Annotated in this window: 15 protein-coding genes and 1 tRNA gene; 10 read left to right on the top strand and 6 right to left on the bottom strand. The window is 62.1% G+C overall.

All coding sequences use genetic code 11. The annotated features are described in order from the left end of the window. Window position 1 precedes the first annotated feature (1 nt). Together PB2503_RS00295 and PB2503_RS13590 are read right to left on the bottom strand one after the other, a co-directional pair. Entirely contained in the window at window positions 2-1,291 is a 1,290-nt protein-coding gene (locus PB2503_RS00295; RefSeq protein WP_013299213.1) for a hypothetical protein, read from the bottom strand. Window positions 1,292-1,294: 3 nt separating this feature from the next. Further along, window positions 1,295-2,980, bottom strand: a complete 1,686-nt coding sequence (locus PB2503_RS13590) for a D-alanyl-D-alanine carboxypeptidase family protein (protein ID WP_158305808.1) — start codon at window positions 2,978-2,980, stop codon at window positions 1,295-1,297. A gap of 206 nt (window positions 2,981-3,186) precedes the next feature. Between PB2503_RS13590 and PB2503_RS00285 the strand changes: the two genes are divergently transcribed. From PB2503_RS00285 to rpsD, 3 genes are all read left to right on the top strand, one after another. Continuing rightward, complete coding sequence (locus PB2503_RS00285) at window positions 3,187-3,945, top strand: histidine phosphatase family protein (RefSeq protein ID WP_013299211.1); 759 nt, start codon at window positions 3,187-3,189, stop codon at window positions 3,943-3,945. A gap of 59 nt (window positions 3,946-4,004) precedes the next feature. Continuing rightward, window positions 4,005-4,910, top strand: coding sequence for a hypothetical protein (locus PB2503_RS00280; RefSeq protein ID WP_013299210.1), 906 nt, complete (start codon window positions 4,005-4,007; stop codon window positions 4,908-4,910). Between the two features lie 163 nt (window positions 4,911-5,073). Then, on the top strand, window positions 5,074-5,691 hold the full coding sequence (gene rpsD / locus PB2503_RS00275) for a 30S ribosomal protein S4 (RefSeq protein ID WP_013299209.1): 618 nt from the start codon (window positions 5,074-5,076) through the stop codon (window positions 5,689-5,691). A 102-nt stretch (window positions 5,692-5,793) separates the two neighbouring features. Here rpsD and grxD read toward each other — a convergent pair whose 3' ends face one another. Beyond that, on the bottom strand, window positions 5,794-6,129 hold the full coding sequence (gene grxD / locus PB2503_RS00270) for a Grx4 family monothiol glutaredoxin (protein ID WP_013299208.1): 336 nt from the start codon (window positions 6,127-6,129) through the stop codon (window positions 5,794-5,796). An 87-nt stretch (window positions 6,130-6,216) separates the two neighbouring features. Here grxD and miaA point away from each other — a divergent pair, with 87 nt between their 5' ends. After that, window positions 6,217-7,125: a tRNA (adenosine(37)-N6)-dimethylallyltransferase MiaA gene (gene miaA / locus PB2503_RS00265; protein WP_013299207.1), complete on the top strand. Its 909-nt coding sequence runs from the start codon at window positions 6,217-6,219 to the stop codon at window positions 7,123-7,125. Here the strand turns inward: miaA and PB2503_RS00260 are convergent. Beyond that, window positions 7,122-8,504: a DEAD/DEAH box helicase gene (locus tag PB2503_RS00260; protein ID WP_013299206.1), complete on the bottom strand. Its 1,383-nt coding sequence runs from the start codon at window positions 8,502-8,504 to the stop codon at window positions 7,122-7,124. The genes miaA and PB2503_RS00260 overlap by 4 nt on opposite strands. 315 nt (window positions 8,505-8,819) lie before the next feature. On the opposite strand from PB2503_RS00260, the gene PB2503_RS00255 reads away from it, so the two are divergent. The 4 genes from PB2503_RS00255 (at window position 8,820) to PB2503_RS00240 (ending at window position 11,054) form a co-directional block, all read left to right on the top strand. Next, a tRNA-Asp gene (locus tag PB2503_RS00255) sits at window positions 8,820-8,896 on the top strand. 101 nt (window positions 8,897-8,997) lie between these two features. Continuing rightward, window positions 8,998-10,431 carry a DUF6538 domain-containing protein gene (locus tag PB2503_RS00250; protein ID WP_238525789.1) on the top strand — a complete coding sequence of 478 codons (1,434 nt, stop codon included), beginning with the start codon at window positions 8,998-9,000 and terminating at the stop codon, window positions 10,429-10,431. Beyond that, the gene (locus tag PB2503_RS00245) at window positions 10,409-10,675 is read left to right on the top strand and encodes a hypothetical protein (protein WP_148235135.1); all 267 of its coding nucleotides are present in this window, start codon (window positions 10,409-10,411) and stop codon (window positions 10,673-10,675) included. Before PB2503_RS00250 ends, PB2503_RS00245 begins: the two co-directional genes overlap by 23 nt. Window positions 10,676-10,775: 100 nt before the next feature. Next, entirely contained in the window at window positions 10,776-11,054 is a 279-nt protein-coding gene (locus PB2503_RS00240; RefSeq protein ID WP_013299204.1) for a hypothetical protein, read from the top strand. Here the strand turns inward: PB2503_RS00240 and PB2503_RS13585 are convergent. After that, window positions 11,051-11,509 carry a helix-turn-helix domain-containing protein gene (locus PB2503_RS13585; protein WP_083810912.1) on the bottom strand — a complete coding sequence of 153 codons (459 nt, stop codon included), beginning with the start codon at window positions 11,507-11,509 and terminating at the stop codon, window positions 11,051-11,053. The genes PB2503_RS00240 and PB2503_RS13585 overlap by 4 nt on opposite strands. Window positions 11,510-11,585: 76 nt before the next feature. Next, window positions 11,586-12,032, bottom strand: coding sequence for a hypothetical protein (locus PB2503_RS00230; protein WP_148235134.1), 447 nt, complete (start codon window positions 12,030-12,032; stop codon window positions 11,586-11,588). 338 nt (window positions 12,033-12,370) lie between these two features. Here PB2503_RS00230 and PB2503_RS00225 point away from each other — a divergent pair, with 338 nt between their 5' ends. Further along, window positions 12,371-12,697 (top strand): hypothetical protein, encoded by a 327-nt coding sequence (locus tag PB2503_RS00225; protein ID WP_013299200.1) that lies wholly within the window; start codon window positions 12,371-12,373, stop codon window positions 12,695-12,697. A 127-nt stretch (window positions 12,698-12,824) separates the two neighbouring features. Then, a complete protein-coding gene (gene traL, locus PB2503_RS14635; protein WP_013299199.1) occupies window positions 12,825-13,118 on the top strand; it encodes a type IV conjugative transfer system protein TraL in 294 nt (97 codons plus the stop codon). The last annotated feature ends 1 nt before the right edge of the window (window position 13,119 follow it).

Raw genomic sequence — 13,119 nt, 5'->3', positions numbered from 1 at the left:
GTCAGGCGAGCTCTCTTGTTTCCGCGCGCTCTTCGCCCACTGCGGCCACCAATTGACGGATAAGCGTTTTGGGGTCCGCCCCTTGACGGGCAGAGACCACCGCGGTGCGGGTGGCGAAGGTTCGAGCCTCCTCGGTCGCTCCAAATTTCAGATCACTGATGAGGGTCGCCAAAAGGCGGAGGGTCCGTCGCGCGGCGATCCGGTCGCTGCCCGGGAGGCTGATCAGCAGAAGATCGGGCGCTGCGCGCATAATGAGATCGGTGTTGGTCGCGCCCATGGCCGCATAGACGGCAGGCTCGGAGAAGATGGCTGGATGCGGTGTCCCCAAGGACTGGGGGATCAGCCGCACGGCGCCAAGGGAAAAGGGCGCGTGCGCCGAGCGGCAGCGTTGCGCGAGAACGGCTTCAAAAAAGCGCCCGCCGCAGAGACGACTTTGAGTGCCGTCATCGGTAAAGCTGAGATCGGCGAGGTTGTCCTCGACCGATTTGGCAAGCTGGCTTTCCCGGCTGAGCTGTTCGGCCATGCCCACCGCCAGGGGCAGGTCGTCGATTTCAACCACCGCATTGGCCCCTGCCGTGGCCCAAAAGGCGCGATGTCGCCCCTTGGCGTGTTTCTCAAGGACGATGACCGGGAGAGAGCTGAGCTCGGAATGCCGACGGATCAGCCGGACAAGACCGGTCATCTGGCGCCGTTGTTTGTGGGGCTGAATAAAGACGCGGTCCGCAGCCTTCATCTCCAACAGCGTGAGGGCCTGATGCCGGCTGAGGGCGGCCCCTGTCGGTGTCAGACGGGTCAATCCGGTCAGCGTTTTGAGGCTCAACGCCCCTGGCAACCCGACGAAGAGCGCGCGAGGTTGAGGCCGCAGGCAGGGGACGGGTAGGGCGCCGCGTCCCAGGGCCGCCATTGCCTCAAGGCGAAGGGCGACTTCTTCGGCGCGATCAGCCTGCAAAACCCGCCGTTTGATCGCCGTCATCAGGAAAGCCTCTCCCGGTGCGCTCATCACGACGGTGTCGATTGAGACGGCCGAGAGGATCGGCGCGGCGCGGCGTTGGTCCCCGCCGATCAAGAACAGGAGGGGCGTGCCGGTTGCGGCCTGTTGGGCCGTCGCGATCCGCCCCGCGAGCTGCTCGTCGGGGATCTCGCGGAGATCGGCCAGAACGATATCGGGCTGACGTTCGCTTCCGACGAACTCTATTGGGTGGTCTGCCGCGGCGCGGACCACATCCTTTGGCGGCTCAATGAAGAGGCATCGCACAAAGGCTGTGCGGCGGAGATATTCCTGATGTCCCATAAATTAACCGGTTTCTCCCCGCCCTTTTGCCTTATCATCTTGCGCTGTCGTCTCCGATGCAAGGGTATCGAGACATACATCACGCCCCTCGACGCTCAAGAACAGACCCGACATCGCTCGCTCTTCATAGCAGGGGAGGGCGGCAAGAAACTCCTGCGGTTTCCCCAAGGGACCGATTTCTCGATAGAGCAGGGCCGTGCGGGGGCCGACGAACCGCCAATGCCACGGCTCGAACCCGTCATCCGCGCCCAAATAATCGTTGCCCTGGGGGTAGGTGAGGATGAACCCATAGCGGAACGCATTTTCCTCAAAACACCGATAGGCCCGATCGCTGGCGCGCATGAACCGTCCGTTGACATCGATATCGGCCGCCAAGCCCAATTGATGCTCGGAGGTGCCTGGCGGCGTTACCCGGCCCTTGGGTCCGGCGCGGCGATAGAGCTGCGCCTGGGTATCGTAGCTGCGATAGCCGGACCGTAAGGAAAGCGCTTCCCCCGGCTGTTCGCATTGGGAAAGGAGAGCCGAGAGCGAAGCCGGCATCGATGTCGTCTCGTCGATGCTGGCCATGCGGATTTTCATTTCGTCGAGATGGGGCAGTTTCGATAGGGGGATTGCCTCGGCGCCCGCGGCCACCAAATCGTCGGGCTTGTAAGAGGCGGGGAGGGGAAACGCCTCGGACACGGGCCGGTTGATGTCCGCTGTGCGGTCCCGGTCCTGGTTGGCAGCGTAGCGCCTCGCGCCAAAGGCATCACTGAAGATATTCCGCATATGGAGGTTCAGCGCCTCTGCCTCTGTCATTCGGCCCTGCTCTTCGTAAGCGGATACCAAAAGACGGATATATAGGCTCAGGACGGGGTGATTGGCCCCATAGGTCCTCTCTTGGGCATGGAAAGCGTCGAGATAGAGCGGCACGGCTTTGTCGACCTGTCCCATCCGTTCGTACACGGGACCGAGAAGCAGGGCAGAATGGATCGTATCTTGATGATCGATGCCCAACAGAGAGGCCCTGAGGTCATAGGCGGTGGACAAAAGCCCCGCCGCGGTTTCCGGGGGCGTGCCCCTTGCGGCATAATAGGCGCCGAGGGTAGTCATGTTTTCCGCGGCCACCAGCAAATCGGGGGTCTCACCCGCTATGGGGGGGCGACGATCATTCGGGGGCAGGAGCCCCCGGAGGTCAGTCGATAACCTGTCAAGATAGTCTGTGTAGAGAGCGGTCTCTGCGTCTGGCACGCGGCTATGGGCAACGTGACCGGCCCCTGCGGCCTCGACAATCCGAACGGCGAGGGAGGCCGCCTCGACGACCCGGCCTTGGGTGAGATGAAGATCGGCTATCCGGTAGACGATGGCCATCTCGTCGGCGGGGCGCATTTCTTCCCCCATGGGGCCCTCGAGCACCGCTCGATAAAGCCGGATCGCCTCATCGGGATCGCCGGCGCGGTCGTGCGCCCCTGCCACGATGAGCTGCATATTCTGCGTCTCAGGCCCGTCCAGCCCGTCTTCGAGGCGCAGCGCGATCGCTTTACTGCCGTGCCATGCCGCTCTCGCCGTGCGGCCGCTCTCATCGAGCAGCTCATATCGGGTCCATGCGCTGTCGGGGTCGAAGGTGACGAGGCTCCAAAAGCCAAGGCCGTAAACCCCTGACGCAATCAACAGAAAGAGGGCGAGTATCTCCCGTCCGCTGCGTCGCACCTTTGCGCTCCCCCTCATTGCCCCATACTCGGTCCGCCGAGGGCTCCCCTTGCGCAGGCCTTCGCCTGCATAGGGCCCACGAGGTCAGACCACCGCTCCCACGGGGCATGCGCCACTTTGGCGGCTCTAGCCGTCGCATCCTAGCGATAAGTAGGCTATCGCGCCTCAATCGAAAGAGCAATTGAAGTGCCGGACCGCCGCCCATTATGACCCAAGACGATCCTCAATTGCCCATGATCGGTCGACGCCGACTTTATCTCATGCGCCATGGCCATGTGGATTATTTCGCGCCGGGCCTGACCGATTTTCGCCAAGTGCCGCTGACCGAGCATGGCTGCGCGCAGGCGCGGGCGGCTGGAGTTCTTTTATCCGACATCTCCTTTGATGCGGTCTTTACCTCAGGCTTGCCGCGGACCCAGGAAACCGCGCGGCTCGTCCTTGAGCAGAATGACCGGGCCGGGCCCACGCCGATCAATATGCCGACCTTCGAGGAGCTTGCCGGCGGCAAGGTCGTGGCAAAATCCCGTGAGGAACTGGCTGCCTGGCTGGCTTTCAGCCTCGAAGCGGCGGCTGACCAAGACGCAACCTTTTTGCCGGGGGGAGAGTCCTTCGCCGACGCGTTCGAGCGCAGTGGCCGTGGCCTCTCTTCGCTCATTACCGATTATCGCTGGCGCCAGGCGCTGTTGGTCGCCCATGACGGGATCAATCGCTTGCTGCTGTCCCGGGTCAGCGGGGCCGGGCTCAAGGGGGTCGGCGCGTTCGAGCAGGATCTGGCGTGTATCAATGTCCTCGATTTCGACGTGGTGACAGACACGCATGGCGGGGTCGAGATCACGCGCACCATCATCAAGGCGGTCAATGTCACGGCCTATGATGTTTCGAAAGCGGGACTGCGGAAAACCAGTCTCGAGCATCTCTTCGATATCGATTTCGACGGCGCCCGACCACAGGGCGCGCCGGCTTGATTGTCGGGCGTTAACCGTCGTGATATTGTTCGATCGAGGTCTTTGGGGAAATATCGGCCATGGCATATGGTGATCGCAAAACGCACCGTCTTGACGGTGGGTACGGGGTTTTTGACAAATTCGGCTTCGGTATCGCCGCGGCTCTGGGCATCGCTGTCGCAACTTTCATCGATATGACGCAGTCGAACGAGGCGTCGGCTTTGTTTTTATTCGGCGAATGGGTGACCAGGATCAGTAATGCCGTCGGTCTCGGCCCTATTCCTCTTTATGTCGTCGTTTTGCTCCTCATGCTGATTGGGGCCCTGTCGATCTTCTATTTTCAGCCCATCACCTTCCGGGGCGCCTTTGCCCAAGGGTTTGGCGCGTTAGCGGCGATCATGACGATTGCCCCGTCCGATATGGGGGCTCCCCTGCCGGGGCTGACCGGGGCCCTGCCGACCTCGAACTTCATCGATGATCTGCCCCCTGCTGGGGATGGCGGAAACATCGCCACCGATGAGATCTCATTCCGCCCCTATGGCGGGGCGCGCTTGGTGCCCCTGACCTTTTCACAGACGCAATCCACGACAACGGACGCCGAGACCAATCGCGCTCGCGCTTATGAGTTGCGGATCAAAGTTGTGCTGCCGAACGGGATTTCCAAAGACATCTCGAAAATGGCGATCCAAGGGGGGCTCCGTGGGCGCCTTAACGTCGAAGGCACCCGGACGACCTATAATTTGTTCCGCAATTCCGGCGCCGAAGTCGATTACCGCGATAATGCGATGTACTTCTCGACCAGTTTGCCGGGCGTTCCCGGTCGTGACACGCTGTCCCTCGCGGCCCGTATCGAGATCGAGGGCTATCAGATCACCGAAGAGCGGTTCGAGGCGCAACGCGGCGCCAATCCCGTTTGGGAAATCCAGATGCAGCCGAGCCGCACCCCACTCTATATCCAACGTCTCCGGACGCCGTATCGGTTCTAACGCTGCCGACCTTTTTGGGGGCGCCCGACGGCGGCCTTGATTGACAGAGAGAGGCGCTTGGATTAGAGGCCGCCGCTTCATGACGGGGCGCGCGATCACCGCCGTTGCAATCGTCCGGTGGGGTGTCCACCGGACCGGACCGCGCGGAAAACAGAGTACGAGAATGTCAAAGCGTCAGAACGCAAAGTATAAAATCGACCGTCGGGTCGGCGAAAATATTTGGGGTCGCCCGAAATCTCCCTTCAATCGTCGTGAATATAAGCCCGGGATGCACGGCCAACGCCGCGCCGGCAAGATGTCCGACTTTGGCCAGCAATTGATGGCCAAGCAGAAGCTCAAGGGCTATTACGGCAACATCTCCGAAAAGCAGTTCCAGCGGATCTATGACGAGGCGGCGAAGCGGAAGGGGAACACCGCCGAGCTGATGATCGGCATTTTGGAATCCCGGCTCGACGCCGTGGTCTATCGGGCGAAATTCGTGCCCACTGTGTTTGCCGCGCGGCAATTCGTGAACCACGGTCACGTCAAGGTGAATGGAGTGCGGACGAATATCCCTTCCTACCGCCTGAAGCCCGGCGATGTCGTGGAAGTTCGCGAACGATCCAAGAATATGGCCCTCGTCCTTGAGGCCCTCCAACTGCCTGAGCGTGATATCCCCGATTATGTGGATGTCGACCCAAAGAAAATGACTGCAACCTTGGTTCGGGTCCCTGAATTCTCCGATGTGCCCTACGCCGCGACGATGGAGCCGAACCTCGTCGTTGAGTACTACGCTTCCTAAGAACGCGGGGGCCGCGCGTCGGCGCGACCGCCAAATGGTGCAGGCCATCGCAAATCGAGAAATGGGCGCCGCGATCAGCGGCGCCTTTTTCGTGGGCGGGCCTTACGCTTCGGCGGTGATAAGCCCTTTTTCTGCGAGGAAAGGCCGAAGTTCGCCTTGCTCGAACATCTCGCGGATGATGTCACAGCCGCCCACAAACTCCCCTTTGACGTAGAGTTGGGGGATCGTCGGCCAATCGGAATAGTCTTTAATCCCCTGCCGGATCTCTTGATCCTCAAGAACGTTCATCGATCCATAGTCGGCGCCGAGATAGTCGAGGATCTGCACCACTGCACTTGAAAATCCACATTGGGGGAATTGCGGCGTTCCCTTCATAAACAGCATGATGTCGTTCGACTTGATGGCCGAGTCGATTTCCTCTCGGGCGGATGCGGTCATGGTGTACTCTCCTCGTGGGTGGTGTCTTCAGTTCATCACCTAAGCGGCGTGACGCGAATTCCTAGAGCTATTGGGCGGAAGACACAGATGGAAGGGGTGATCATCGCCGGACCCACGGCCAGCGGCAAATCCGCCGCGGCCTTGGAGATCGCTGCCGCGCTCGACGGCGAGATCGTCAATGCCGATGCGATGCAAATCTATCGCGAGCTGCCGATCCTGACGGCCTCGCCGAGCGCTGTCGACCGGGCCCAAATTCCCCACCACCTCTATAATTGTGTCCCGGGGGAGGAGCGGTGGTCGGCTGGTCTCTTCGCCCGCAAGGCGGCGGCCCTCTGCGACGATATTCTGGCGCGGGGCCGGCGCCCAATCGTGGTCGGTGGCACTGGCCTGTGGCTGAAGGCGCTGACCGACGGCCTGTCCCCCATCCCCCCCATCGACGATAGCTATGGGAGAGCGGCGGCGGCGCGCTGGGCGCAATTGGGGCCGGAGGACTTCCGCCGTGAGGTGCTTAACCTCGATCCTGCGATGGAGGCTTTGGCGCCGGCGGACCGACAGCGCCATTTGCGCGCCTGGACCGTGGCGACCGCCACGGGGACGCCGCTGAGTGAATGGCAGCGGGTGCCCCCGACGCCGGTTCTCACGATTGAGTGGGCGCGGGGCGTATTGATGCCAGATCGCGAAACCTTGCGGACCCGCTCTGCGCACCGTTTCGCCGCCATGGTGGAGAGGGGCGCTATGGGAGAAGTGGCGGCGCTGTTGGCCAGGGATCTGTCGCTGTCCTTGCCGATCATGAAGGCGGTCGGGGTGCGGGAGCTGTCCAAGGTCTTGGCGGGGGAATGGTCCCTCGAGGAGGGCGTGTCGGCGGCGGTGACGGCCACCCACCGCCTGGTGAAGCGCCAAACCACCTGGTTCAACAATCAGTTCTCGGCATGGCCGCAATCGGCCTCGGCCAACGCTCTCAACGAGGCATTGGGGGGCGGCCAGGGGCGCCGTTAGGACATTTCTTTCAGAAGAAAATCCGGTGTGTGATCGCCAAAGCCAACGACCGGGTCGGCGGGTCCATCGTCGTGACGGTCATCCCGTCGGTCACGCCCCTTATTGCTCGTCGGGCGACTGCTGCTCGCCTCTTTCTTGTTGGGGCCGCCGCGCCGGTTGTTCCGGCCCTTTTCGGGGGGGCGCGCGGCGCCGTTCCAATCGTCGAGCAGCGCGCTGATATCGTGCTCTTCGATCTTGTCGAGACCGGTGACCTTCAGGACGGCATCGAACGCTTTTCCATCGTCTGGGGTGACCAGCATGACCGCGTGACCCAGGCGGCCGGCGCGTCCTGTCCGTCCGATGCGATGGACATAATCGTCAGCATTGATCGGCACCGAGAAATTGAAGACGTGACTGACATCGGGGATGTCGAGCCCCCGGGCCGCCACATCCGATGCGACAAGCAGCTTCAGCCCCCCATCGCGGAACATCTGTAAGGTTTCCGTGCGGAAACTTTGCGGTAAATCGCCATGGATCGGTCGCGCATCGAAGCCATGCTCTTGCAAAGACTTGGCGATGACATCGACATTTTTCTTCCGATTGCAGAAGATAATACCGTTTTTGAGATTTTCGGCTGTTTCCACCAGATGCCGAAGGGCGGCGCGCTTCAGCTTGTCCTCCCCGCTCGGCAGGCGGGCGATCCGTTGGGTAATCGTCTTGGCGGTGGTGGCGGGCTTTGCCACTTCGATCCTCGCCGGGGCCGACAGGAATTGGTCGGTCAGTCTCTGGATCTCCGGCGGCATTGTGGCGGAGAAGAACAGGGTCTGCCGCGTAAAGGGGGTCAGTTTGAAGATCCGCTCAAGGTCCGGGATGAACCCCATATCGAGCATGCGGTCAGCCTCGTCGACCACCATCACCTCTAGTCCGGTGAGCAGCAATTTGCCCCGCTCATGATGGTCGAGCAGTCGGCCGGGGGTCGCGATAAGCACATCGACGCCACGGGTCAGCTTGGCGTCCTGATCGGCGAACGAGACCCCGCCAATCAGCAGCGCCATGCTCAGCTTATGGTTCTTCCCGTATTTCTCGAACTGTTCAGAGACCTGGGCGGCGAGTTCTCGGGTTGGCGCGAGAATAAGCGACCGTGGCATACGCGCCCGGGCCCGCCCCCTGGCCAGTCGATGAATGACGGGCAGGACAAAGGAGGCCGTTTTTCCGGTCCCTGTTTGCGCGATACCCAGCACGTCGCGACCGCGGAGGGCCTCGGGGATCGCGTCGGCCTGGATCGGGGTCGGATGCGTATAGCCGGACTCCGTCAACGCCTCCAGGATCTTGGTATCGAGACCAAGTTCGGAGAATGTCGGTGTCGTCTTGGGCGATTGATCGGTGTCGTTTTCGGTCACGGTTTATCTAAGGCATGGTCACGACGCTGTCTGTGCAAGAGGAAGGCCTTTGGTCCCCAAACCAGCGAAAAGTCTTTGAACAGGAGAGCGTCGCAAAGGACGCGCCGATAGTGTCAGCCCCCTAGGGCCTATAACGATCGCTGTAAAGAAGGCCCGCCAGATGGAAAGGCGCCCCCCCACGGCGGGAGACCCTTATTGGTGGTCCGATAGGGGCGGCTGGGGGGCCTTTGATTTGGGGCGAGAAACGCGCGAGATCCCGCTTGACCTGAGAGGCCGCGATCATTAGCACTCGGCTCTCGCACGAAGGTGCAATGCGCGGGTGTAGCTCAGTTGGTTAGAGTGCCGGCCTGTCACGCCGGAGGTCGCGGGTTCGAGCCCCGTCACTCGCGCCATTTTCTGCTAATCAGAAATTGGCCAAAGTATTGAAAGCAAACGGTTTTCTCGTTTGCTCCGCGTGAGTGGCGCGCCCCAACCGGGGAAATCGTGCTACAAAATGGCTACAAAACGTGCTACACCGCTGCTCATGGTGAGCCGGTCCGACGCCGATCGCTACCTCAAATCACGCGGCCGGAGATGGTGGTATTGCCGCCGCGTCCCGACCCGTTTTGCCCATCTCGATACCCGCGGCACAATCAGAGAAAGTCTGGGGACGGACTCTCTGGAAGTGGCTCGCCTGCGCCGTGACCATCTGGCCGAGGCCGACGATGCCTATTGGCAAGGGCTGGCCCTGGCCGCTGCCGGGGAGGGTGGAGCCGAGGCCCTGGGGGCGCTGCGTCAGCGGCACAAGGCCGCCCAGACCCGGGCGCTGGCGGCGGGCTTCACCTACCGGACAGTCGACCGCCTCGCTGCGACCCCCGACCTCGACGACCTGGTCGAGCGGCTGCTCGCCGTCCGGGAGCGGAGCCACAGCGATGACATCGCGCCGCGGGAAGCCGAGGCGCTTCTGGGCGGTGCCCCGCAGCCGCCGGTCAGGGTCTCCGATGCGTTCGAGATCTATCTGCGTGAGATCGCCTTCAACGACACCCTCTACAAGTCACCCCGCCAGCGCTACAGCTGGGAGAAGACCAAGCGCACCTCAATCGGCTACTTCATCGACCAGGTCGGCGATCTCGTCCTCACCGAGATCACGAGAGACCATGCCCTCGATTATCAGCGCTGGTGGTCGGCCCAGGTGAAGCCCACCGATCCCAAGGCCAAGCCCGTGGCACCGAACACGGCGAACCGCCATATCGGCAATATCCGGACGCTGTACACGTCCTATTTCAAGCATATCGGCGAGGAAGAGCGTCCGAACCCCTTTCGCGGCATCCACTTCAAGGCGAAGTCGCGGACCGAAGTGCCGCCCTTCGAGAATGACTGGGTCCGGAGCCGGATCCTGAAGCCAGGTGCGCTGCTCGGTCTCAATCTCGACCTCCAGGTCATCACCTATATGCTGATCGAAACCGGATGTCGCCCGAGCGAGATCATCAATCTGCAGTTGGAGGATATCGTGCTCGAGGCGGCTGTGCCTCACATCGCCATCCGGGCCCGGACCAGCCGCGAGATCAAGACGCTGACCTCGGCCCGCGAGATTCCGCTGGTCGGTGTCGCGTTGGAGGCGGCCAAGCGTGCCCGGGGCGGCTTCCCCCGCTATCAGGACAAGAGCGAGCTCTTCTCCGCCAATATGATGAAGGGATTTCGACGCCGCGGTCTTTTTCCGACACCGGATCATGTCATCTATTCGTTCCGGCACGCCTTCGAGAAGCGGATGCAGGAGGCCAATATCGACTATGGGCTGCGTTGCCTCCTGATGGGGCATAAGACGACCCGGCCCGTTTACGGTGATGGCGGTTCACTCGCCTATCGGCGGGATGAGCTTCTCAAGATCGCCCACCCGTTCTCGCCCGAGATCTTCGAGCGGCTCGATGATGAGGTCGCGTCGCGCTGAGGCAGGCCATGAGCCGGGTCTCTTCCTCTTCGCGCTGGGCGATTTCCTGGTCGAGGCGCTGGAAAAGGCCGCGATAGCTGGGGCCGCAACAGCGGACCACATGGGCAGCAATGCGCCGGGCTTCGTAGAGGCGCTCAAGACTGTCGGGTTCGCGCGGCATGACGACGTCGAGCGGACGCAGCGAGGAAAGCCGTGCGATCCTATGGAGACGGGTCCGTCGCGTCGCGGGCTACCGGCTTGGTAAATGCCGACGCCCTAATCCGTCCGGTTTGGTCCGTGCTTTATCAACGGATGAGCGCAATTTTAGCGCGAGTGGCCTTTGTTCAACACGGGGAGAGACCGGTGTGCCCGACGACCGATCCGGCATGCCGGACCCGACCCCTTCGATGCGTCGCTCCTCCAAGCCAGCGACGCCGCAAGAATATCAGGGCCTTCAGGCACCGATCGCGCGGGAGCCGATCCCCGGCGAGCCCTGCCGGCTGATCGGCAAGGTCTATAATTGGTCGCCGATCTACTACGAGGTTGCGATCCTTTCGAGGGACGAGGTCGGCAAGCGCAAGGTCGCGAAGAGGCGTGTGCACCTTTCGCCCTGTCCGCAATGCCCTGACCACGGGTCGGCCTAGGCGGCGTGGCTGCCATCGTTCGATCCAGGCCCACCGCCCGCTAGATCTTCAAGGAGACGCCGCAGTGTCCGGTCATCGAGCTTGTCGAGATTGCTGTAGACGACCTTTCGGATGTGAGGGCTCTCGAGGGTGACCGCGCGCCTACGGATGAGTTCCAGCACGATCGCGCCGTCGAGAGGAGAGGGGTCTTCGGCCGGAAGCTGTCGGTCGTCGAGCCCGTCAAGGAGCGCAGGGGTCTCGATCTCGAGCGCGGCCGCGAGCTTGATCAGTGTAGGAAGAGAGGGGGGACGTTTGCCAGCTTCAAACTTGGCAATGGTGGACCCAGAACCGATCCCGACCATCTCGGCCAGATGGGTTTGCGAGAGCCCGCGGCGAAGGCGCGCCATGAGAAGTCTGTTTCCCAGTCTCTGGGCAATGCGCGCCGCGCTTGGGCAAATATCGGCTGGTCCTTCCATCCCTCAACCCTGCTTCGCCGCAAAGTATCTGGGGAAAACAAAATCTTGACAAGTAGAATCAGCAAAGTCCGCTGAATCAGGTTTTGCGCGTGAAGGCAGATCGGAAGGCGTCATCGTCGCGCTCGGCGAGCAGGCGGACGCTCGCATGAACAACGACCCGGAGGGATGCGTCAAAGGGCGCTTCGCCGATGAGTTCGCCCAGGAGCTGCTTGAGCTTCATGGCCGACGGTCCAGAGACTTCGACCGATGCCGCTTTCGGGGCGCGAGCTGGCGCGGTTAGAGAGGTGCAGTCATGCCGCTTCCCAAAGCGGATCAGCTCGGGCCCCGACGCGCTCAAAAGCGCTGCTCGCACGATGTCCGTGATCTTTCCCGTCGAGACCCCGAGGCTGCAGGCCCGCCGCCGCACCGCCTGGAGACAGGACTGAAAGTCCCCGTCGGCGGACAGGCGGATCTGATGGGTCTCCATGGGCGCGATGCCCTTTCCAGTCTGGACGTTTCCATAGGCCGCGATTCTTTCTCTCATGTCGCGTACCCGGCCATATCCTAGCGCAGCTTGCGCCGTTCCGCACGCCGACGGCTCTGTAATGATTTGTGATGAGGCGGTGAGGGCCAGCACCTTTCGCTGAGCGAAAGGGTCTTGCCGTGGCGGCAAGACGAAACGCCGCAAACGCCCCGTATTTTCGCGTTCAGCGTGTGGTCCGATTTTCACGGCCCGGTTTACGTGAACGCCTTGCCCAGACGGCCAGATCGTGGCCGTTCAGGCCATATATTCCGTAGACAAAACAGTTTGATCGTCTGGGAATTCTGTTTCTTGATGAGCGGGCCGGAACGGTTCCGGCGTCATCATAAGGAAACCCATCCATGCAGTCTTTCGTTTCCCATCAGCGTACGGAGAGGGCGGCCCAGACCGTCGTCGCCGGCGCGCTGCTGGTCGCCGCCGCCGCGGTGATGGCGGCACCGGCCCTTGCCGGTGCCGATACCACCTTTGACACGGCGGTCACGACCATCACCGGTTACATCAACGGCTCGGCTGGCAAGCTCGCGGCCCTTGTGTCCCTCGGCTACGGCATCGTCCGTATGGCAACGAGCGGCTGGTCGCTCGGCCATGTCGGCGTGCCCATTGCCGTCGGTGTTTCGGCCGGGATCGGTGGACCGATCGTCCAGTCCTCGGTCACCGCGCTCATCTGATCCTTCATCAACCCTAGAACCAAAGGAGCGAGATCGGACGCTTCATCTCGGAAAGCAAAGAGGGCGCCGGGCCAGATGGCAGAGGGGGCGTGCTCGATCCGACATCCGGCATCCGGCAGCAAGTATCATGGCGCAGACGGACAGAACCCGTATCCCGGCGACCCTCGACGAGCCTGAAAAGCTCGCCTTCTGGACGATCGACGAATTTATCGTCCTGATCGGCGGCTTCATGCTCGGGATCGTCCTGTCGCGCTTCGTCGAAGGGATCCTCGCCGGCTTTGTCGGTGTCTGGGCGCTCAAGAAGTTCAAGAAGGGCGAGAGCCTCAACCTCTTACGATACGCTGCCTATTGGGTGCTGCCCTCAAGCCTCTTCGCCTTCAAGCGGACCTTGTCCTCCTACAAGCGGGACCTGGCGGGCTGAC

This window comes from Parvularcula bermudensis HTCC2503, from assembly GCF_000152825.2.
Classification (GTDB): Bacteria; Pseudomonadota; Alphaproteobacteria; order Caulobacterales; family Parvularculaceae; genus Parvularcula; species Parvularcula bermudensis.
Note: the sequence above shows the minus strand (reverse complement) of the source record. Positions and strands in the feature narration are given on the sequence as shown.

Excerpts from the sequence above, each read along its gene's own strand:
- PB2503_RS00295 (WP_013299213.1), bottom strand. The coding sequence starts at position 1,291 with ATGGGACATCAGGAATATCTCCGCCGCACAGCCTTTGTGCGATGCCTC.
- PB2503_RS00285 (WP_013299211.1), top strand. The coding sequence starts at position 3,187 with ATGACCCAAGACGATCCTCAATTGCCCATGATCGGTCGACGCCGACTT.
- PB2503_RS00280 (WP_013299210.1), top strand. The coding sequence starts at position 4,005 with ATGGCATATGGTGATCGCAAAACGCACCGTCTTGACGGTGGGTACGGG.
- rpsD (WP_013299209.1), top strand. The coding sequence starts at position 5,074 with ATGTCAAAGCGTCAGAACGCAAAGTATAAAATCGACCGTCGGGTCGGC.
- grxD (WP_013299208.1), bottom strand. The coding sequence starts at position 6,129 with ATGACCGCATCCGCCCGAGAGGAAATCGACTCGGCCATCAAGTCGAAC.
- miaA (WP_013299207.1), top strand. The coding sequence starts at position 6,217 with ATGGAAGGGGTGATCATCGCCGGACCCACGGCCAGCGGCAAATCCGCC.
- PB2503_RS00250 (WP_238525789.1), top strand. The coding sequence starts at position 8,998 with ATGGCTACAAAACGTGCTACACCGCTGCTCATGGTGAGCCGGTCCGAC.
- PB2503_RS00245 (WP_148235135.1), top strand. The coding sequence starts at position 10,409 with ATGATGAGGTCGCGTCGCGCTGAGGCAGGCCATGAGCCGGGTCTCTTC.
- PB2503_RS13585 (WP_083810912.1), bottom strand. The coding sequence starts at position 11,509 with ATGGAAGGACCAGCCGATATTTGCCCAAGCGCGGCGCGCATTGCCCAG.
- PB2503_RS00230 (WP_148235134.1), bottom strand. The coding sequence starts at position 12,032 with ATGAGAGAAAGAATCGCGGCCTATGGAAACGTCCAGACTGGAAAGGGC.
- PB2503_RS00225 (WP_013299200.1), top strand. The coding sequence starts at position 12,371 with ATGCAGTCTTTCGTTTCCCATCAGCGTACGGAGAGGGCGGCCCAGACC.
- traL (WP_013299199.1), top strand. The coding sequence starts at position 12,825 with ATGGCGCAGACGGACAGAACCCGTATCCCGGCGACCCTCGACGAGCCT.